This is a genomic window from Nitrospirota bacterium, from assembly GCA_016180645.1.
Classification (GTDB): Bacteria; JACPQY01; JACPQY01; order JACPQY01; family JACPQY01; genus JACPAV01.
In genome coordinates, this window is record JACPAV010000016.1 from 52,053 (window position 1) to 75,221 (window position 23,169).

Genomic DNA, 23,169 nt, shown 5'->3' on the forward strand with positions numbered 1-23,169 from the left:
GCCGCGCCGCTACTCCAGCGTGATGTCGGCCTCCCTGACCCATCCGGTCTTCCCGCTGGGGAGGCGGATCGATATCCAATCCCCGTCCCGCGCCACAAAGCGAAACCGCCGTCCCTTTTTCGCACGCGCCACGGCCTTGCCCTCCTTCGCGTCATAGACCAGGGCAAACGGCTCTTTCGCCGTGGTGACCCAGGACGGCGCCGCCGCCGGCTTCGGGAGCTGAACGGGGAGCTTGACGTTTCCACTCAGAATGATGAATTCCACCCGGCGGTTCTGCGCCCGCCCCCGCTCGGTGGTGTTGTCGGCAATGGGAAACTGAGGCCCCAGTCCCACCGCCACAAGCCGGTCCGCAGCCACGCCCTTTCCGATGAGGTACCGCATCACCGACTCCGCGCGCGCCTGAGAAAGTTTCATGTTGATTTGGAACCCGCCCACATTGTCCGTGTGCCCTTCGACCCGGACCTTGAACTCCTTTCGATCGACAAGAATCTGCGAGACATCGTCGAGCACGGGGAAAGAGATCGGCTTGATGATGTTTCTGCCCGTTTCGAAGTGAATCGTCTGGAGAATTTCGATCTTGTTCTCGGTGACTTTTGCGAGTTTCGGCTCGGGCTTGGGCTGGAGGACGAAATTGAATTCGAAGGATTCGCCCGCCTTCAGCGCCGCGGCCTGATCCGTCGAAGGGAGAAAGCCGGGGGCCTGCGCGTGGACCTTGAATTCCCCTTCCGGCAAAGAGGCGGAGTACACGCCCGTTGCGGGGTCCGTGGAGAAGGTCGACGGCACCTTTTCCTTTGCCTTCAAAAAATGGACCACGCCCTGGACGGGGTGGCCCGTCGGATCGGTCAATCGACCGGTGACCGTGGCGATGGTAAAGACTTTCTTGAGTTCGACTTGGACTTCGGTGTTCTGATTGGCCTTCACCTCGGCATCCAAGCTCACATTTTCGTATCCGGGATGGGAAACCACGAGCGTGTACGGCCCCGGCTTGAGCTTCTCGATCTCGAACTCTCCAGAGTCACGGTTCGAGGCGATATTGGCCATGTCGCGCCCCGGAAAGGAGAGGACCGCGAAACCCACGGCCTCCTTGGAAGCGGCATCGACGACCTTTCCAAGAATGCGGCCGACGGGTGCTCTCCGAATCAGTTTCGGAATCTTGGGCGTGAAGCTGTAGCTGACGGCCACATTCAGCCGGATAGGAGGCACGATGTCCTCGAGCAGCGCCTTGGATGCGTTGGCGCTCGAGCTCGGAAATCGATCGCTCAGATAGCCGAGGTCCACCGCGACTTCGGCAGCGGCGCGTTTCGTGAAATACCCCCGGACCCCCGGTGTGATCGTCCAGGGATTCTCGCGGAAGTTCCGAATCGGGACGGCCGCGCCGGAACTGTCGATCCCGCTGCCATCCGCGTCGATCAAGCCGTAGATCTCCAAGTAGGGCACCACCCGTGGCAGGGGTGCGGCCAAAGCGGCCCCAAAGATGACGCTGTCCTCGCCCGTCACGCCCTGTGCGAATCTCCGCGATCGGTCCGGTATCGGCGACTTGGGATCGAAGATCTTCATGGAATTATCCATCCCATAACCGAGGTTCAAGTGGAATTGCACGGGGGCGTACTTGAGGAGATCCACGGTGGTAAGGAGACGGACCGACGGGCTGATCGAATCGGCCTGCATTCCGACGTCGCCGAGGGCGCTGTAGAGTTTCCCAAAGGTGCTCACTCCCAGGTGGAGGAACTCCGGCAGCCACGGTCTCGGCAGAACGTATTTCACTCCCCCTTCGATGTCCCCCACGGCCGCCGAAGGGCGATGGGTGTCGGCGCTGATGTCATCCACCACGTGGTACGCCCCGATGTAGGAAAACGAAAACTCGAATCCATCCGCGGGATCGAACGGTTTCTTCACGAAGTCGGGCGAAAAGGTGGCGGAGAACGTCCCGTCGATTCTCTCATGACCTTCCGAAGTGCTGAAGAAGGTGTTGCGACCGCAGAGACCGGGGCACCTGAAGTATCCCATGCTTCCCCGGTTGGTCAGCGTGCCATCGGGAGTTTTGGTGGCCGTCAGCACACGCAGCAGCCCCGCCTGGCCCGCGATCCCGGTCGAGTAAACCGTGTAGTCCTCCGCCGTCTTGCCGAACGCGCGCGGGGCGAGGAGGATGAGACAAGCCACATAGACTGCTAGACGTGCCGTCACCTTCAACATTATAGAGTGCTCACTGTTCCCAAACAAACGGAGCGCCCCGTTGACGCGGAGCCGGCCGCCCTATCCCCGCGCTGGAGAGGGTTGGGGCCTTGCCCTCAGAAGCACGAGGGCGGATTCGAGGACGAGCTGGAGAGCGAGAGCCGTCAACAGGATCGCCACGATCCCATTGACGAAACCCGCCGAAAACGAAGGGGGTTCCTGGAGAGCGGCCTGGATCTGGATCACGAGCGACGAAAGGGTAACCACCATGACAAATAGCATGGGGAGCACGGTGAACCAGACCCGTTTCCCGCTCCGCTTCAGCCACACCGTAATGCCCAGCAGGGTGAGTGCCGCCAGGAGTTGGTTCGACGTTCCGAAAAGCGTCCAATACATCATATAGGAAGGTTTCTGTCCCGGGAGCGGCGGCGCCTGGATCGCGATGAACAGGAACGGCACCGTCAAGGTGAGAAGCGTGGCCACGGCCGAGGACACGGCCCCGCGGCTCCCGAACAACTCCTGGAGGATCAGTCGGCCGAGCCGGGTGCTCACGTCGAGTGTGTCAAAGACGAAGGTCGAAAAAGCCATCGCGCCAAACGTCATGGCGAACCGGAGACTCCCCTCCCCCGTAATGACGGTCATGAACCTTCCGATGCCCTCTCCGTAGATCTTTCCCGGGCCTGGAAGCGCTTCCCCGGCGCCGCGGATCATCACCGTGGCAAGCGCAATCACGGCCACGAATCCCTCCAAGAGCATGCCTCCGTACCCCACCGGCTTGCAGTGCGACTCGCGGGCGATCTGCTTCGACGTTGTGCCCGAGCACACGAGTCCGTGGAATCCGCTGCATGCCCCGCACGCGATCGTCACGAACAGGAACGGAAACAAGGCATCGGTCATCTTGGCGCCCGTCCACTGCTTGAACGCCGGCTGCTGTATTTCGTGGCCGCCGAAAAACACGCCGATCACACCGACCGCCAGCGCCAGGTAGAGAATGAATCCGCCCAGGTAGCCCCGCGGCTGGAGGAGGAGCCAAACCGGAATGATGGAAGCGACGAAGCAGTACGCGAGAATCGTCACCCCCCACGTTTTCTGGGTGAAGATCAGGAGCGTGGAAAGTTTTGTGCCCAGAAACACCACGCCCAGAGTGGCCGGTACGAAGATCAGCGTGAGGAGCCAGAGCGGCGGATTCCATTTCCGTTGAATGAGTCCCATGACGATGGAAATCACGAGGTACATCGAGGCGGCAGCCGCCACCGCTCCCCCAGGGTTGAAGGCCGTGGTGCCCTCCAGTTCCTCCGTCTGCCCGACGAACGTGGAGGCCGTCACGTCCGCAAACGCGACAATCACGTACACGAGGGCGATCCAGATGAAGACCATGATCGCGAGCCATGCGCGTTTGCCGAGGTTCTGACGGACGATTTCCGCAATCGACTTGGCCCCATGGCGCACACTGGCCACCAGGGCTGAGAAATCGTGAACCGCGCCGATGAAGATGACTCCGACGCCGATCCAGAGGATGCACGGCAGCCATCCGAAGGTGATGCAAGCCGCGATCGGCCCGACGATGGGCCCCGCCGCCGCGATCGCACTAAAATGCTGGCCCAGGAGATAGAAGGGCTTCGTCGGAACGAAATCCACGCCGTCGTTGATCTCCTCGGCGGGTGTTTTCGAAGCATCGCTCAGCGCGTACTGCCGCGAGATGATTCGACCGTACAGCGTGTAGCCGACGATCAGAAGCGCCAGCATCACGACGGCAAACAGCGGAAGCGACATGGCGCTGAGAATGTCGGCCTACTGACGGAAAGTCAAGCTACGGGCAGGTGGCGGGGGCGAGGGAGTACCAGCCGCCACTGTCTGTGCCGATGGTGATTCTCTGATTCCCGCCGATGGTCATGCGGGAAGGCTGCGACGAAATCGGGTTACCGAGGTCCCAGCTCTTGCAGACCTGGCCAAGGGCTGAACCCGCGCCGATGTCCACCGCATAGAACTTGCCGTTGTTCGACCCGAAGTAGGCGATGTTGTTGTAAAGGAGCGGCGTGGATTTGACGGCGTTGTCCGCCCCACCGGAAGACTGAGGCGCGCTGGGGTTGGTGGCGTTCAGGTTTCTTCCCCCGCCGGAGATCACCGCGCCCGTGCTGAACGTGTATCCGTACAAGATTCCGTTGTTGGCGCCGAAGTAGATATTGCCGCCGATCCGCCCGACGCTCGATTCCACTCCACTGTTCGCCCCGTCCGCGTAGTTGACGGGGAAATTGGCGGAGGAATTCAGCGTCGCCACATCGATCGAGTACAATCTCGAATCTGTCGGCGCATCGTCGCCTGAGGCGAAGAAGAACTCCACCAGACCCGCATTGGCCACCATGGCTCCATTGACCACGCTGTTGTTGGCGGCCCCACGGCCCCCCGGGCCGGCGTCGTGGTAGCCGCTGATCGTCGCTGTTCCGGAGTACGGGCAAGTCGAGACACCGCATCCGGTTCCTTCATCCAGCGTTCCGCCGCCGTTGCTGATGCGGAGGACGCCCTCGCTGTCGGTCCCGATCCAAATCTTGTTGTTGAGCAGTGTGGGCGTGGAGGCCGTCGTCCACGATCCCCCGATGCAATCGTAATAGCGAAGCTGGCAGCCCCCGCAGATGTTGTAGCCGAACACGGCGGGCTTCACGCCGCTGTCCGTGTTGAACGTGCCGGCGAAGAAGAACGTCCCGCCGCTTCCGGTCGGATCGTCGGCCGCGCACGACGGCGACGTCCATCCGGAGGGTATCCCACCCGACAGGCCGGTGGTAATGGAGTTGCCGACCGCCACCGGGAACCCGGTGGCCAGAGTGAGTGTGCCTCCGCTCCAAAGGAACCTGTAGAGGTTGCCCGAATTCGTCCCGATCCAGATTTGGGCTCCGCCGAAGGCCGAGCTGTTGAAGACATATGGCGCGGTGGTGATGTCACCGCTGACCTGTTGCTCGCTCGTCTTGGTTCCGTTCGCATCCATCGCGACGATCCAGTCGCTCCCGACGCCGCGATCATCCGCCACGATGATCCCAAGGAGATTCCCGCTGGAGTCCAGGATGGGCGCCGGGAAACCTCGTGTCTTCCCCGCCACGTCATTGGAGATCGTCTCCAGCCAGTTCACGCATGCCTTCGGGTCGCCCGACGGGCAATCGTTGATCTCCCGCTCGAAATTCTCGCCCCAACCGGCTCCCGGCACCGCAGCCTTGGCCACTTGCAGCTTGGCGATCGTGCCGGCCGCGCCGCTGTTGGTCAGCGAGATGTTGTACGGAGTTCCCGACGCGTTCGCCGCGTCGAACGACAGCCCCATGAGGTTCTTGGTGAAATTGCCCGAACGGGTGATGCTCATATGTGCGCACGGGCAGCTTGACGCCTGCGCGTTTTGGAAGGCGACATTCTCCAGGGCCGTGATCGAGGCGGCGGAGGACACTTCGAATCCCTGCGCATCTCCGCATTCGAAGGTCAGACCCGTGACGTTCACCGTCCCGCTCACCTGGAAATCGAAGCGATCTCCGAGGGCCGGGCAGCCGGACGTGACGCTGGTAACCTTTGCCGTGGCGGACGTTGCGCGGAAAGTCCCCGCCACGTTCGCCTTCGCCCCTCCGGCCAGTTTCAAGGTTCCATTGTTCCCCAGATTGAAGCTCCCGGCGGCCTGGACGTCGAGATCGTTGGCGGAGGAGGTATTGTTCACCGTGACGGTGGCCGCGGGCGCGAGCGCCACGGAGGAACCGGTCACGACTACAGGAAGGCTGAACGTTTCCGTGTTTAGAAGCGCAGAGCCGGTGAATTCGACGGTTCCCGCCGTCTGATTGAACGCGCCGGACCTGGACCACACGCCCCCGACCTTCAGTCGGCCGCTCGCGTGGTTGAGCGTGTAGGCGCCCCCCGTGTTGATGGTGACATTCCCCGCCGCATCGAGCGTCGTCGCCGTGAGTTGTTCGAGCAGTCCGCCGCTGTTGATCACGATGTTGTTCGCGGAGGCCGAAGCGTTCACGTCAGGATCGTAGGGACCGCCTCCGCCGCATGCCGTGGCCCCAATATCCGGAATGGTCACGTTGGTCAGCGCCTCCGGCACAGCGCCTGTGTCCCAATTACCCGCGTCGGACCAGTTGCAGGAGACGCTGCCGGTCCACTGCGCATTGGAAGACCAATTGATCGTGCCCACTGAATCTTCGTCCCAGGTCTCCCCTCCCCCCGCCCCACCATAGTTCGAGAAGGTGAGCGCCGCACCGACAACCGTGGACACGTTGTACCCGCTCCCCGTCGTCGGGCACGTTCCCGGAATCGGATATCCCTTGAATGAGCAATCGAACGTGTTGCTGTCGAACGCGTAGTTGGCCGTAGGTTTCAGCACGCGCAGGTGGCGCGGGTCGGTCCCGTTGACGAATTTGAAGTCCGCCCTGTTCATTCGCGTAAACGTGGCCAGGTTGGCGCCCAGGGTCAATCCGCTCGCGTTGGCACACCGGAAATCCAGGCCGTCCACGTCCAGCGTCCCACCCGTGCTTCCGGCCGCGAAACCGAAGGTCGCCCCGCAGGCCGAAGACGGTGGTCCGGTATCGCTGGTCGAGGTGATCCGCGGCTTCTGGGACGCGCTGACGATGGTTGTGGCAAGCGTTCCGTTGACCGTAATCGTCTTCCCATTCGCCATCCGCAGGATGGGCTTGGCGGAGGAGGTCCCATCCATTTTGAGCGTGCCCGCCGAGTTCACCGTGACGTCGCCCGATGCCGTGAGGACAGACGTTCCCATGTTCAGAGTTCCCGATACGGTCGTGGTTCCGGCAATCTCGTGTCCGGGAGAAGGGGTGCATGCCGTGCCGAGGTTGAACGTCCCGGCGCCCACGGAAAGCGCTCCGTTCACGTGGAGACATGCGTTTGCGGTCGCTGTGCCGCTTCCGCTCACGGTCAGGTTGAAGAAGTTGTTCGCGGCCGCGTGCGAGAGGGTCTGCGAGGAGCCGTCGAAGATGATCGTACCCGTGGTCGGCGCGAAGGCGCCCGCCGCGTCGGTCCAGTTCCCGGCCACCGTGTGAGTCAGGGCTGTGCCGGCGCCGAACGTTCCGGAAGCGAGGGTGAAGTTCCCGTTGATGTCCAGCGTGGCGCCCGCGGTGGCCATCGCCGTCGATTTGGTGATCGTGAGATGGTAGTAGGTGGCCCCCGGGATCACCACGCCCACGGCCGTATCGAAATTGAAAGTCCCCGTTCCGGCACTGAGGGTTCCCCAGATCGGCGTCGTGGCGCTGCCGTAGAAGACGGTCCCGGTGTTTCCGTTGAGAGACCCACCCGTGCCGTCGAGCGCCCCATTCTGGTCGAGGGTCCCCGTATTCACGTTGATCGTCGCATTGTTGTCGAACAGTCCCGCCACAACGAGGGTGCTGGAGGAAAGATTGATCGTTCCGTTGTTGGTCACACCGCCCGAGACCGTGTGCGACAGTCCGGCCCCGAGGTCCACCGTACCCGACGTCACGGTAAGATTGTTGTCCAGGGTGAAGGACGCGCCCAAGGTGGCCGTTTGTGCTCCCTTGCTCACTTTCAGATCGTAGAATTCGGGGCTCGGACCGGGATCGACGATGGTTTGTCCTGCGCCGGTCGAATCGAAGTCAATGGTTCCCGTCCCCCGGTTGAATGTGCCCCAAATGATGTTGGCGCCGTTGCCGTAGCGCAGCGTCCCCGAATTGCCGTTGAGCGTGCCCCCTGTTCCATCGAACGCGCCGTTCTGGTCGAGGATGCCGGAGTTCAAGTTCAGGATCGCGTTGTTGTCGAACAACCCGCCGACCGTCAACGTGCTGCTCGACAGGTTCGTGGTGGCGTTGTTCGTCCACGCCCCGCCGGCGCTGTGAGAAAGACCGGATCCCAGGTCGAGCGTGCCTCCGCTCACGGTCACCGCGCCGTTGATGGAAAGATTCGAGAGCGCGGTCAGCGTCACGGCCGCCGTCGGCGCATACGTCACATTGTAGAAATTCTGTCCCGAGGTGATCTTGACGGATTGGCTTGCGGCGCCGTCAAAAATGAACGTTCCGGCCGCCGGCGCGAACGATCCGCCTGCGCTCGAATCCCAGTTTCCGGCTTCGTTGTGCGCGAACGTGGAGGGATCGAATGTCCCCGCCAGAAGCGCAAGATTGCCGTTGATGTCGAGTGTCCCTCCGGCCGTGGCCGCGCTTCCTCCCGACTTGTTGATTTTGAGGTTGTAGTACGTAAGGGTGGGAATCGTTTGGGCTCCCGCGCCGTTCCATTCGATCGTTCCGTTCGGCGCGGTCACGGTTCCCGTGGCGACGGTCAGCGCTCCGCCGATCTTCAAGACGCCCGATTCACCCAGGAAATCGACGATCCCGCCGCCGGTCAGATCCACGTTTCCTTCGGCCGTGACGGTGGTCCCGGTCTTCAGCTTGAGCGCGGCCTGATTGCTGGAGATCCGGATCGGTCCTTGGACCACGACGCTTCCGCTTTGGAGCTGGAAACTCCCGCTCTGGATCAGCAGCTCGTTCTGGATCGTCAGCGTGGAGGTGGATGTGAGCAAGATGTTGATGTCGAGCCCGCCCGATCCTTTGTTCACGACGATGCGGTACAGAGAGCCGCCGCTGGATTGGACCGATTTGGAAATCTCCCCTTCGAACTTGAGTGTGCCCGTGTCCGCGTTCAACGTGCCGTCGTTCTGGAAATCGCCCGAGACGGAGAGATCCTTGTTGGACAGGCTGATTTGCGCCCCTTGATTGATGGTCATGGTGATCACCGCGGCATTGACATCCAGAACCGGATAGGGAGTAAAGTTCTGAATGACCACGTCCTGGCTCGATGTGGGGGGAGCGCCGGTGGACCAGTTGGCGCCGAGGCTCCACTGGTTCGTGCCTCCCCCCGCCGTCCACTTGGCCGCGTCGATCCAACTCACCGTTACGTTCGACGCATCCCAGTCATACGCCTCCCCCGTGGCGACGGGGGCGCAGCCGGCCCCCGTCGCATTCGAGATGAGAATGGTTACGGCCGCGCCCGCATCCGCGGTGACGACGTTTCCGGTTGCGGCGCCCGGCGTTCCGGAGCCCTGGTAGGACGTGTCACAGAAGAGGTTCGGGAACTGGAAGGTGGTCGGGGTCGCAATTCCGGCGGTCAACTGCATGTTGAGCGCAATCCCTCCGGATCCGCCGTTGTTGCTCAGCGAGCGGAACTCCATGTTCCCGATGTAGAGAATGTCCGTGCCGGAATTCAGACGGAAGCCGTTGGCATCCGCCGATTCGAACACGAAGCCGTGGACGTCCACTTTCGACCCGGAGTTTGCCGTCAATGAATAGAAGTTCGTGCCGACGGCGCCGGACGTGGTCATCCTCGGCTTGACGGCGGTCCCGCCCGTCCACGAGGTGGCGAATTTCCCGTTCGCGCCGTTGATCGTCACCGACTTCGCGCTACCCATCTTGAGGACGCTGCTGTCCTCCATCTTCAGCGTCCCTCCGGCGTTTACGGTCAGGTTGTCGCCGACCGTCAGTGTCGAACTGAGGAGGTTCAGCGTGCCCGACACGCTCGTCGTTCCGGCAACCGAATGGATGAGCGAGCTTCCAAGAGTGAACACGCCTGTGGTTACAGCCAGATTGCCGCTCACGCCAATGCCGGTGGACGCCGTCACCGTCCCCGTGCCGGCGACCGCAAGATGGTAGAAGGTTTGGCCCGCCGCCAGGGCGATCGCTTGAGACGTTCCATCCAGCGTGACGGTTCCCGCCGCCGGAGCGAACGTTCCGCCCGCGGTGGAGCTCCAGTTTCCGTAAAGCGTATGGGAGAACGTGGAGGGCTCGAATGTGCCGGACGTCAGCGTGAAGTTCCCGTTGATATCCAGCCCGCCGCCGGCCGTGACCGAACCTCCACTCTTGGACACCGCAAGGTCGAAATACGTGTCCGCCGGAACGGTTGCGCTGGAAGCGCCGTCGAATTCGACCGTTCCGCTCGCTTCGTTCAGCGTTCCCCACACGGGCGTCGCGCCGCTGCCGTACCGGAGGCGACCCGTGTTGAGATTGAGAGTGCCGCCCGTCCCATCGAAAGCCCCGTTCTGGTCCACGGTGCCGGGCCCTACGTTCAGCGTGGCATTGTTGTCGAAGAGGCCGTTCGCGGTGAGAAGAGTACCGGAGAGATCCATCGTGACCGTCGCGTTGTTCGTCAGAGTCCCGCCTACGGTCATGTTTCGCGCGGAGGCGTCGTCCAGATTAAGCGTGCCCGACGTGACGGTCAGATTTCCATTCAGAGTCAGGTTGCCGGTGACGGTCTTCGTCGAGCCGGAAAGAGTCATCGAGTTGTACTGGTTCCATGTCGCATCCGTCAGCGCGGGGATGTTCTGGGCGGTGGACCCGTCGAACTGGATCGTGCCGGTGTTGAGCGGAGCGGCCGCGTCACGCAGTTGAAGCCCCGCGGCGGAGAGCGTGTCGCCCACCTTGAGGAGACCCGTTCCGGACCATTCGATCCCCAGCGTGGAGCCGGAGCCCGGTGTCACGTGGCGATCCACATCCAGCGCGCCCGTGCTGATCGTGGCCGCGCCGTTTTGAGACGCGTCGTTCACCACGTCCTTGGCCACGGCCACCGTGTAGCCGCCGATCGCAAACGTCCCCGCGGCCAGTTTCAGGTTGTTCGAGATGCCGAGATTGGACCCCGCCGACTTGGCGCCCGACGCGTCCACGGTCAGATTGTAGAAATCGCCCGAGCCGGAGGACGTCACGGTCGCGGCGCCACCTGCCAAGGCGACGGTGGTGTTGCCGATGACAAAATTGCCGGAATCGGACCAGTTGCCCGAGACGCTGAGGGTCGGGGCTCCGGTCGCGCCGGCGTCGAGCGTGCCGTTGGCGCCGATCGTCACCGTTCCGCTCACGGATACGTCCGGATCGGCCGGACCATTCGAGACGATGAGGAAGCTGGCCGCGGTCCCCCCGGTGCCCAAGCTCAGGGACCCGGCGGTGAGGGACGACGTTTTCAAATCGACCATGCCTCCATTCAGGGTCATGGAGCCGGACACGGAGTGCGAAAGCACCGACCCTCCGTCCAGGTTCAGCGTGCCGGCCTGGACGGTGAGTCCGCCCGAGACCGTCAGCGCGCCCAAGGCGGTAACGCTTCCTCCTACGCCGTTGTTGACGGTGAGATTGTAGAAATTGGATGGGGTGGCGACATTCTGAGGCGCCGTGCCGCCGAAGGTCACCGTGCCGGTCCGTTCGGTGAAACTTCCGGTGCGCGTCCAATGCCCCTTGACTTCAAGATTGTACGAGGAGGCCGACGCATCGAGCGTGGCGCCGGAGGCGATCTCGACGTTGTTTCCGACCGCATTGGAGCCGGTCTGGTGGCATCCGAGGGAGTAGGTCGCCGCGGAGCTGAATTTCAGGTTGTAGTAAGGTTCGCAGGGAATCGTCTGACTGGTTCCATTGAAGTGGAAGGTTCCGGTGCCGGTGACGTTTGCGGCAGCAGGCTGATTGTCGGTCACGGCTCCAGACGTCTGGAAAGTTCCGGTTCCCAGATTCAGCACCGAGCCTGAACTGAGCACGACGCTTCCGGACCCCGCATAGGTTGTGGAGCCGAGGTTCAGCGTCCCGCCGATCGTGGTCGTTCCGGCCGCGGTCAGGTTCACGGACGGCAGCGTAATGCTGTTGGACCCGATGGTGAGATGGTTGATCGTGAACGATCCGGACCCGCCGATGGTTTGCGAGGCCGCCGAGGATGGGCTCATGGAGAGCGTGCCGGAACCTGCACTGAGCGCGCCGTCGTTGGTCAGATTTCCAAGCAGGGTCAAGGATGATGTCCCCACCGCGAGGGTCGCGGACGATTCAATCGTTGCGCTTCCCGCCACGGTCAAAGCCGATCCGCCCTGGTCCAGCGTGGCGCCGGATTTGACGGTGAGGTTGCCGTTGACCGCCAGGTTCCCGCATTGTTTTACGTTGCCGCTCACAATCTCGAGATGGTTCACTGTCGTGACGGAGCCGGAGAGGGTGCACGCCCCGGTGGACGTGCCTCGGAGCCTCACCGTGCCCGTCTGCGGGTTCCACGCGCCGCCGGACGCCACAACCGGGCCGACGTCATCGAGGGTCAGCGTCGCGTTGCTGCCGTTCAGCGTTCCCGAAGCGCCTTCGCCGATGGTGAGCGCGCCGGCACCCGCTCCCGAGAGAAAAGTCACGCCCGCGCCGGCGGCGAAGGAGACCGTGGCGCCGTTGCGGATGGTGACGGCTCTGAAATTGGGTTCCGCCCCGATGGTCGCCGTCCCGGTAAAGTACACGCGGCCCGCGCCGGCGTTCTGGCAAAGTCCGTCGTCGTCGCCGCTGCCGTCGCACTCCGGCGTCGTCACGTTGTCCGTCCAGATCCCTCCGACAAGGAGATCGCTTCCCACGCCCGTCATGAGGATGGCGCCGCCCCCTCCCGCGCCATCGTAGAGTGTCACGTCCGCATTCACGGTGAGGTCGTTCCCGGCCGTCGAGAGGCTCAGTTGGCCGCCGTCGTTGATCTCCAGCATGCGGATTTGCTCGGCGACCACATCGATGTTGGGTTGCAACGTTGCCGAGCCGACGATGCAGCGATCATCGGGGACGGGGGCGCCCTGCCCGGTCGGGCTCCAGTTGGCGGCGGCGCTGAAGAGCGCGCTGGAGGCTCCGGTCCAGTTCCGGGTGCGCACCCACGAGATTTTCCCGTTGGCGTCATTGATCTCGAATCCGGAGCCTCCGCGGTCACCGGAGAAGCTCACGAACGTCAGGCCGAACGCGCCGTTCAGACTGTTCGCGTTCACGTTGTTGGTCATGGAGGCGTCAAACGTACAGTTTGTGCAGGTCGGGCCGGTTCCGTTTTCCATGTGGAACCAGATCGCCTGCGTGGAGCAATTCGCGGCGCCCGTGCACAGCGGGCCGAACGCCACCTCCGTAAACTTCGTGGCCGTGATGCTTTCGCCCGCCGCCGCCGTGCCGAGAGCCATGCCGGTGGTGTTGGATCGCGTAAATTCGAGGCCCGTGACGTCCAGCGTCGCGCCGGAGTTGATGGTAAAGGAGGTGAAGTTGGCGCCGATTCCGGAGGTCGTGAGCCTGGCCTTGAGGGGCGCCGAGCCGCTCTGTGTGGTGCGGAAGGTCCCGCCGACCGTCATCGACCGCGCGGAGGCCGAGTTGTCAAAGGTCAGGATTCCGCGCGCCGCATCCGTTCCCGTCATTTGGTAGGACGAGCCGGCGGCCACCGTAACATTGCCGGCCACCGTGAGAGACGCCGTCTGCGCGTCGAAAACGCCGCCGTTGACGCTCAGGTTACCCCCAAAGGAGTGGGTTCCCGTGGAGAGGCCGAATACGCCCGCCGTGAGCGTCACCGCCCCGATTGTCGTCACATTCCCATTGGCCGTGAGCGCCCCCCCGGACTTGTTGACGGTCAGAAGGTTGAATGCGGTCGCCGCCGCGATGGTTTGCGATCCGGATCCGTCGAAGGTGACGGTGGATCCCGTGTTGGTGAAGGTTCCGTTGCGCGTGAAATTGCCCGCGAGCAGGATCGTGTCATTCGCCGCATCGAGGGTGCCTGCGGCGCCGATCGTCAGGTTGCCGTTCACGTCGAGCGTTTCGGAGCTTGCCGCCGGAGTCGTGCAGTTCTCTCCGATGGGCGCGGAGGACACGCTCGACACGTTCAGATGATTGAGCGGCATGTTGGCGTTGGCGTTGGCGATGAGCCACTGGGTGACTCCCGGTCCTCCATCCAGAACCACCGTGGAAAGTCCGGGGGTAAAGGTCGCCGTGTCGGCTGCCGCCTGGCCCAGGCAGAAGGTGCCCGCCAGGTTAAGGGTGACCGCGGTGTTGACGTTTCCATCGAGCTTCGCGCCCGCCGTGAGGACCAGATTGCCGTCCACGTTCCAATTCCCGTCGATGAGGACTCCCGAGGCCGACGTATTTGTGATCGTCACATGGAAATAATCGCTCGCCGAGCCCGATTGGGCGCCCGTGCCGATGAACTCGACCGTCGACGATTGGGCGTTGAACGCCCCGCCGTTGATCCAATCGCCCTTCAGTTTGATCGTGGAGGCGCCGCCGTTGAACGTGGCGCCCGACGCGATGATCAGATTCCCCGCGACGTCGAGGGTACCCGTGGCGCTCGCCGCGGCACCGGTGGGCTGGAGCGAGAGGTGCCAGAAATCGTCTCCCGGACCGGTCGGGATCACGGTATTCGGAGTGGAGTTGAAAACGACGGTGGAATCGGACAGCGGGACGAAATCGGCGGATCCCGCGCAACCTGTCTCGACCGTGAGCGTATTGTTCACGGTCAAGGTGAGGCCGGAGTTGAGGGTGAGCGTCGCGCCGCTTGCGCCACTGCATTTGAGCGTCAGGTTCTTGATCGACGCCCCGGCGGCATCCGAAATGACGGGACAGGTGGGAGAGCACGCGGCCGGCACCTCGGCGGAGTCCGTGCCGCCCGGCACTTGGTCCGGATTCCAATTCGCCGCCGTGTGCCAATTCGCCGTCCCCCCCCCCGCGTCCCACTGGGTGATGCTGTTCCACACGACGTTCGCATCCGGCAGCGCGGCGTCCTCGTCATCGAACGATCGAGTCTCGCCCGCATTCGAACCGGCGGGGGCGTCCATATCGATCCGGGACGCGCCGGAACCGGACGATTGGAAGCAGACGTTCATGTCGTTCACGGTCGAGGGAAACGAGTGGCCGTTGAGAGAGTCGGCGCCCGTGGCGGTGAGAGTTCCAGACGACACGTTCACCCACAGCGCGCAGGAAAAATTCACGGCCGGCGCGCCCGCGCAAGGATCGGAGCCGCAGAGATCCGGTGTGTCCGAAAAGGACACATTGTCAAGATTGACCACGTTGGAGTTGGACCCGTTCATGTTGATCTTCATGCCGGATGCATCGGCGAAGCCGACGTTCAGCCTGGAGATGTCGACCGTGCCGTTGACGGTGAACGTGTACGTTCCGGCGACCGAATGAGTGATCGTGGGGCCTGAGCCGCCGGTGCTGAGCGCGCCGCCGGACGCAATCGTCAACGTCTTCCCCCCGGCGAGGGCGAGCGTCGGCGTGCCCAGGAGTTTGAGCGTGCCCCCGTTCACCGTCACGCTGCCATTGGCCGTGAGCGTCGCGTTGCCCAAATCGAGCGTGCCCGCGTCCACCGTCACCGTGCCGCTGCCGGCGGTGGAACTCGTGGTGACGGACTGATTCAGGAGGAGTGTTCCGCCGGACTTGTTGAGGCGGAGCTTGCTGACGTTGATGGTGGCCGCGCCCGTCACGGTTTGGGACCCGCCGCCGTTGAATTCGACGAGGGTCGCCTTGCTCCCCGAGGTATCGGACAGCGTTCCCTGAATGTCGAAATCCTGCCCAACCAGGAGATTGAAGCCGGCGGTATCCAGCGCCCCGCTGGAAAGGATCTGGAACTTGTTGGAAACCGTTGTCGCGGCTCCAATCGAGGCTGTGGCGGAGTTCACCGTGAGATTGTAGAAATTGGTCACGTTCGTCGTCACCGCTCCGCCGCGCCACTCCACGGTGGATTGCTGGGGGGTGAACGTCCCGGTGGATGACAACGAGTTGGCGCGGAAGAACGTGCCGTTCCCCGCGCTGTAGGTCGCCCCGGCCGTGATGGTGAAGATGCCGGTATTGGTCAGACGGATGTCCTTCCCGGTGCTCACGGCGGTGGCATCTCCGGACGCGTCGCCAATCGTCAGGTTGTTGAAGCATTCATCGGTGGCCATCTGCGAGGCGGCGCCGGTCATGACGACGGTCGTATTGTCCTGCCGGAATCCGTCGTCCCCTGAGGCGCAATCAATGCCGGCCACACTGTTCGTCCACGTCCCACCCACGTTGATCGTTGCGGCCCCCACCCCGTCGTTCAGATTGCCGGAGGCAATCAGGAGGTTGTTGGAAACCGTCAGCGGGGTCGTCGCCACGTCGGCCAGATCGGTCGCGTTGGGAAGCTGGACATTCAGATTGTAGTGGGTTTCATTCGCCCCCGCCCCGCCGCCCGCTCTCGGAAGCGCCGCCGCGTTTTTCCAGACGAAAGTCCCTGTGCCGGGGGCGAACGTTCCGTTATCCGTCCACGTGGATCCTGAATTGAAGGTGAACGTGCCTCCCGATGTCAGGGTATGGTTGGCGGCAATCGATGCGGCGCCCATCACCGTAATTGCCGCCCCGGAGGCAAACGTCGTGCTCCCAGCCGTCCCATCGCCGAAGGTGACGTCGGTGAACGTCGTGCTGCCGCCGACCGAATGCGCCCCGGCCACGCCCGTTTCCACGAAGCGAACGGCCATGCCCGAGCTGGCGTTGAACGTGCCGTTGTTTGTCCAGCTCCCGCCGACGTCCAGGGCAAAGCCGTTGGCGCTGAGCGTGGCGCCGGAATTGATCGTGAGATTGTTGGCTACGTCGCGGCCGGTGGCGGTCGTCATCGCCGCCGTGATCGAGCTGGTCCCCGCGATGACGAGATCGTAAAACCGGTCGATCGGCACGTCCGTGTTCCCCTTGATGGTGACGATTCCGTTGCCCTCGGAGAAGGTGCCGGTCCACGTGAGGGCGGCCGAGGCGTCCATGATCAATTCCGCCTGGGTGGCATTGTTCCCCATGTTCAAGGTGCCGGTGCTCAGCCGGAAGGTGCCGCCGACTTCCAGTTTGGCCGCGTTCTGCATCACACATGAATTCGCCCCGGTCGCGGTGATTTCCACGTCCGTGAATTTATTCGCCCCTGTGGTGTTGCCCGATACCGCGCAGGGTCCGGATGCCCCGCTGAAAATCACATCCCCGCTCTGATGGGTGATCGTTGCGCCCTGGTTGTTGAACGCGCGTCGAATGGAGAAGTTCCTCGTCACCAGGTTGAAGGTGAGCTGCGAGCCGGATTGCAAGGTCAAGTCACGCATCGTGGCGTTGCCGGAGTTGTCTGCCGTGGGCCACGAACAGGTCCCGCATTTGGTGGAGGGAATCTCGACGTCGCTGCCGTTGGCCGGGATGCTGCCTTCATCCCAGTTGCCCGAATTCCTCCAGATACCGGACACGTCACCTTCCCAGCACCAGATGCCGTCGCCTGGGTTGGAGGTGCAGGCGTGGGCCGCGCGCGGCAAAGCCGCCGTGATGAGTAATGCGTGAAGTGTGATGAGACAAAGAAGCAGACGACCCGCGCTCCGGTGGTGTTTCACGTTACCCATCACTCATCACCCTTCACGATGTCTTCAATCGTATGACCGGGCCTTGGATCGGCTGCGCATCCACGGGCACGATTTGTTGCGAACTCTGCCCCACGGCCGTCAGGTCGGCCGGCCCATCCCAATGAACCACCACGGACACTTCCGGAGGAGGCGACCCGATGGTGGCTGAGGGTTCCGACACGCCGCCTCCACACCGGGCCATGACCACTCCCAGAACGACAGGACCGGCTGCGAGGAGGGACAGTCGCCGGCCGGCCCGCCCCCTGCGAACCGTGATCAGGAGGACGATGAGGATTCCGCCTCCCGCGAGCAGTCCTGGAAGTAACCGATGGAAACCGCCGGCGATCGCGTCATCGACGCCGAACCGGAGCGAAGCGATCAACCGCCTGGATTGCCCCGCGGGCACGAGAACGCGCAGCGCTTCGAACCGCGCCTCGCCCTCATCAAGATTCAGGATGGCGGTGCCCACTTTCGAGTCGCTCCGGCTTAGCTTCAGATCCGCGTTCGTGTCCTCGTAGAGATCCACTCCCGAGAGGACACCGTCGGGAAGATCGGACAACCCGCGGACCGAAATCGTCGTGACGAGCAGGTCCTCGGCCTTTGACGCATCCAGTTTCCATCCCACGGCGGTCACGCTGTCCGGGAAATCAAGACGTATTTCATCCTGGGCCGGCATGAGGGCCGACGCCGTCAGCCGGCCCACGTTCTCCACCGTCACCTTCGGACCGGACAGAGGCAGCCCCATCACCTCAATCGCGGCGTTTGAAACGGCGCCCTCGGCCACGATCCCGCTTCCCGCGTCGATCCCCGCCGGGAAATCTTCGCCATGCCGGAGGGCGTCGGTAAAGTCATAAACAATCAGAAGCGGAAGGGCCGCGCCCACCGGCACGACTAACGCGAGAGGCTCGAAACGGGCGACGGCGTTCTCCGTCTCCTCCGCGCGCGCGAAACGTTGCGGCGAGCCCAGAAGGGTTTCTCCCGGATCCGCCGATCCGTTGGCATTGGAGTCCTCGATGAGACGAATCTCCCGAACGCTCCGGACCTCGTCTCCCGATCCCCTGTCCGATACGGTCAGCGACCGCACGCGCACGTCCTCCACGCTTCCAGCCGACAATCGCAGGGAAAGCACGGGGACGCCGACTGCATTCGGGCCGACCTTCAGCGGCGCAGCCTTCGCGGGATCGAGGGAAACGGTCAGCGAAGTCTTGTCGGAGATCCGCTTGGCGGGGCCGGCCAACGGCAACGCCGCCACCTTGAACGGTTTTCCCGAACCCATGCCTTTGCCCAAGATGCCGTCCACCGGGATCGTCAGGGCGAAGGTCTGTCCGAAGACCGGCTGATTCGTCAGGTCGCATGCCACGATCCAGGTCTGCGTCGAACCCGCGGGCAGCCGGAGGTCCAAACCCGTCCAGGAGATGGCGCCGTTGTCCGAACTCAAAGACCGGTCACTGAGAATTTCCGTTTCGCCTTCTTCGACCGAGCCGTTGCCGTTCCGGTCCACCACGCCGCGCACGGCGCGGATTCCTTTCGCGTCGTCCCCCGTACCCGAAGCTTGGACCGTGAGCGATGTGACTCGGATTTCTTCCGTCGGCCCCGCCGTCAGGGAGAATTGGAGAAGAGCCAGGTTGCGGAGTCCTTTTTTCTCGTTGGATTCGCCCGGGCTGGCGGCCGTCTTGGCCAGGATCAGGGAACCGGTATCCTTGACGATGACTTGCACATCCGCGGGCAGGCTGGTCAAGGCTCCATCCGACACCGTGAGGCGAAAGGCAAGCACCGGCTGTCCTTCAATGTCCGGGGCGGTGAAAGTTGCGGACTTCGCCGTGGGGCTGGAGAGCACGGCCGCAGGGCCGGCCGTCTGGGACCAACTGTAGGTGATGGTCTTGCCGTCGGGATCGAAGCTCTTGGAGCCGTCGAGGGTGACCGACATTCCCTCGAAAACGGTGTACCCCTCCCCCACGCTCGCAACCGGCCTGTTATTGAGGAGATTGGCCGCACCCAAGGTTGGGGTCCACTGGTCAAACCAACCCGATGGACTGTTCGCGGGTCCCTGCGCCTCCATCGAATGGCCTTCCGCGAACGCAGGGATGAATTGGCCCACCGTCCAGATGGCGGCGGAGTCGGCCACGTCCTCCCGGGCCTGGCCCCCATCGCCCCACTGCAAAAAATCCACCAGGTTGTCGTCGAGGGTAAAATCACTGTTGTCCAGGAACAGAGAGAGGGTATCTTTTGAATTCCCCAGGTCCGTCCACGGCCCGGTGAAAACGTCAGAAGTCGTTTTCGTCCCCGCTTCATTCACGTGCACCGTCAGCAGCCCCCCCGCGTCGACGAACGTTCCGGGGGGAAAGCACCACGCGGACGATCCGCAAGCGGAGGCCGTGCACAGGCACATGCCGTCCAACGCCTGTCCGAAGGCCCCGGTGTTCTTGAGTTCTATTCTTTCGTGGGTCGCGTCGTTCCCCGTCGGGTCCGCCAAGATTTCGTTGAACAGAATTTCAAACTGATCGGCGCGTGCGCCGGAGGCGCGCGCAAGCAGTAAACCGTGAACCGCAAGCAGCAGGAAAACGAAAGAGAACCAACGCAAGCCTTCACCCCCACCCGCACCCTCCCCCGTCGAGGGGGAGGGGAAGAGAGGGCTGCCCGTGCCCCTTTCCATCCCTTCCCCCCTTGAGGGGGAAGGGGAGGATGGGGGGTGCTGAACGGTTACGAGCCTTCGAGCACGGCGAAGGCGCAAGAAGAAAAAGCCGGCAAGGATCAGCACGGGAACTGTGCCGCCCACGTCCAGGGGCAGGTGGCCGCCGATGTGGGCGCAGCCGCAGCCGCCTCCCCCGTTGCTCGCTGCTCGTTGCTCGTTGCTCGTAGGCTCGGCCTCGGGGGTTCCCCCGAACGCCCCCTGATTGATGCGACCCCCGTTCGGCTCCGGCTCCATTAAGAACTCATCGTCCGGATCGCCCGCGTCGATCAAAGGCGACCCCGGCGCCAGTTTGAAATTGAACGCATCGGGATCGGTGAAGATCGGATTCAGGCTCAGCAGTCCCAATTCACCCATGGCCCTCGCGGCCTGCTCTTCGGTGAGCGAAAGGCCGGGGAGCGAGCCGGTGGCGCCCGCCGACACCGAGCACCCCTGCGCCATGCCGCCCGCGTTCTCGAACACATTCGAGTACGAGATGCGGATCTGCCCCGCCACACACCGGGCGCCGTGCCCCGCATTGTTCGAGAAAACCGAGTTCTTGATCAGCACCGCGGCGGAGGACGGCGTCGCCAGATTCAAGGCATCCGCGCGGTTTCGTGAGACGGTGACATTGATGAGGGCCAGGTCGACCCGGACCGGCGAGGCAGGCCGAACCAGAATTCCATTATCGCTGTCCGTCACGACCACATTCCGGAGCTGCGCGTTTCCCTCGACCAGGATGCCGGCGCGGCCGCCGCTGACGGTCAGGTTCGAGACGAAGCCTCGCGCGCCAACGATGACACCGGCTTCCGACGAACCCGAAACGTGCACGATCGTGGCGGCGGGACCCACGCCGGTAAGCGATCCGCCTTCCGGCACCCGGATGGGACCTTCCACAACACCCGGGCCGAGTTCCCGGGTGAGGGCAACGGACGTCGAGGCCGAAATCTCCGACTGAATCAAAGTTTCTCCCGACGGAGAAGGCGACGTGCCCGCCGCAGGTGGAGGCGGAAGGGCCACGTTCCGCGCGAGCGGTGTGGCGCTGGCGCACGCCTTGGGGCCCTGCTCGTTGTCTTCGTTATACGGCGTCACGCAAATGGTGTACGTTACGCCCGCCGTAAGCAGCGGGAACGTGTACGCCGCGAGAGGCCCGATGTCCTGAGCCTTTTGATCCCCCACCTGAATCCAGTATCCGGTCGGCGCCGTTCCCGGTCCAGCCGACCAGCTCACCGTAATCTTCTCCTCCCCCGGCACCGCCGCGAGGTCCTTGACCATCGAAGGCACTCCCAAGGTGAGAACGCTGAAACTCTGAACGGCGGACCACTGCGACTGCGCTCCGTGAGCATCCTCCACCCGGAGCCTCCAGTACAGCGTCGTCCCGGCGTTCAGCGGCGAAGGAAGGGTGAACGATCCCGTGCCGGCTACCGTATGAAGGGCATACCCGGCGTCCTGCGACTCCAGATCGGCATCGTCGTCCACCTCGATGAGGTATTTCAGTTGGGACGCGGAGGTCAACGAATCGGAACCGTCACCCCATGTCAGCGTGACAGAACGGCAACGTGTCGCCGCGCATTTCTGGGTCGGCGCCAGGCCGGAGAGATTGGCGGGTGAACGAGAAGACGCCGGGGGAAGCGCAGGCGGCGTGTTGTCCGTCCGGTAGCCGTGCACGGTTCCATCGGATGCCGCGACAACGGCCACCCCGTTGGAAAAGGCCGGAGAGGCCGAGGCGGACTTGCCGAGATCGATTTGCTGGAGAAGGCTTCCATCGCTGGATTGCAGCCGGCGGATACCCCCTGCAGCCGTGACCGCCAGGACCTCCGTGCCGAACACCGCCGGCGTTGGGCTGTAGCCGCCCGATCCGGGGGCGCCGAAATCGACGGCCCACAAGACGGCCGACGTGGCCACGCCCACCCCGAAGAGGTGTTGGGTGCCGGAGCCGGCCACGGCGAACGCCCTAGCGCCATCGGTAGCCGGAGAGGACACGAAGTTGGAATCCGAGGCGGCGGCGGCCGGCGCGCGCCGCGGCGCACGCGAGGGTCCAGATTCGACCCACTGCCCCGTCCTCAGTTTCTCGGCATAGTCCATCTGGAACGGATTGTCACGCTCGTCCGGCGGGGATTCTTCCAGGGGTGCCGGCCTCCGCGAGGGGGCCGAATGTCCCGCAGGAGTATTGAGATCCACCGTTCCGAGGCCGAGTCCGCTGGAGGCGTCGATTCGATACAGATTCCGATCGACGTTCCCCGGTACGGCGAAGAAATATCCCTGCGCGGCGGCCGGCGAGGATCGGTAGACTCCGCCCCCGGTTGAGAACGCGAACAGAAAAGTACCCGTTGCCGCATCAACGGCAGTGAACTTCCCGTTGTTGGCGCCGAAGTAAACCTTCCCCCCGGCGACCGCGGGCGAGGAAAAAGTGACCTGGCCCGCGGCGTAGCTCCAAAGCGTCGCGCCACTGGATGGGTTCAGCGCGTGGATTCGGCCCGAGGGAAACCCGGTCGTCACGAAGATTCTCTGTCCGTCCGTTCCGAGCGATGAAACGACGGTGCTTTGGAGGTCGGCGGTCCACAGAGAATCGCCCGATGAAGGATCGAGCGCGACCACGGTCCCTTCCTTCGTCGCCACGACCAACCGCCCTTGAACCAGGACAGGGGTGGACTCGATTGCCACGCCGATCCTCTTTTTCCAAATGGTGGCCCCGGACGCCAAGTCCAAGCCGTGCAGTTGGCCGGCCAAGTCGGCCACAAAGAGACGGCCCGCGGCGGCGACCGGAGAGGCCGTTATGGCGGCGCCTGCGGCATAGGTCCAGGCCGGAGTGAGATTTCCAACAATGACTTCCTGTGAGGATCGGGAATTCGCCGCGTCGAATCCGAATTGCGGCCAATCCTTTGCTGAAGCGTTGAGGACCGAGAAAGGCAGAAGGGCGATGGCCCATATGGGCAGCACGGCTTTGCGAATTGCCGCTGTGAGGACAAACCTACACTCCATTATTAGGATGTCTGGCACGCAAGAGACGGTCCACCCTCCCATCGGATGTGCGGAATTGTATATTATTTCAAAGGAATGTCCACTTGGAAGGCCCGTTTTTCCGATGGCTTTGCACGACCCGGATACTTGCATCGAAAAAGCTCACCTGGAGTGAGAACTTCATGACGGACTGGTCGAGTGCAATTCAGATAGTCATCCCGTGGCCTTGCGGGGCGTCACCGTGTGACGCAGATCACAAATTCAAGTGTGAGTAGTTTTC

4 protein-coding genes are annotated in these 23,169 nt (G+C 63.3%); all 4 read right to left on the reverse strand.

What is annotated here, in order from left to right:
• Window positions 1–9 precede the first annotated feature (9 nt).
• On the reverse strand, window positions 10–2,184 hold the full coding sequence (locus HYT87_10675) for a carboxypeptidase regulatory-like domain-containing protein (protein ID MBI2060222.1): 2,175 nt from the start codon (window positions 2,182–2,184) through the stop codon (window positions 10–12).
• 69 nt (window positions 2,185–2,253) lie between these two features.
• Window positions 2,254–3,945 (reverse strand): carbon starvation protein A, encoded by a 1,692-nt coding sequence (locus HYT87_10680; protein ID MBI2060223.1) that lies wholly within the window; start codon window positions 3,943–3,945, stop codon window positions 2,254–2,256.
• A gap of 37 nt (window positions 3,946–3,982) precedes the next feature.
• Window positions 3,983–17,260 (reverse strand): hypothetical protein, encoded by a 13,278-nt coding sequence (locus HYT87_10685; protein ID MBI2060224.1) that lies wholly within the window; start codon window positions 17,258–17,260, stop codon window positions 3,983–3,985.
• A 13-nt stretch (window positions 17,261–17,273) separates the two neighbouring features.
• Window positions 17,274–22,910, reverse strand: coding sequence for a PQQ-binding-like beta-propeller repeat protein (locus tag HYT87_10690; protein MBI2060225.1), 5,637 nt, complete (start codon window positions 22,908–22,910; stop codon window positions 17,274–17,276).
• Window positions 22,911–23,169 lie beyond the last annotated feature (259 nt).

What these genes read in the sequence shown, in the direction of transcription:
- HYT87_10690 (MBI2060225.1), bottom strand. Translation starts at nt 22,910, where the DNA reads ATGGAGTGTAGGTTTGTCCTCACAGCGGCAATTCGCAAAGCCGTGCTG.
- HYT87_10680 (MBI2060223.1), bottom strand. Translation starts at nt 3,945, where the DNA reads ATGTCGCTTCCGCTGTTTGCCGTCGTGATGCTGGCGCTTCTGATCGTC.
- HYT87_10685 (MBI2060224.1), bottom strand. Translation starts at nt 17,260, where the DNA reads ATGGGTAACGTGAAACACCACCGGAGCGCGGGTCGTCTGCTTCTTTGT.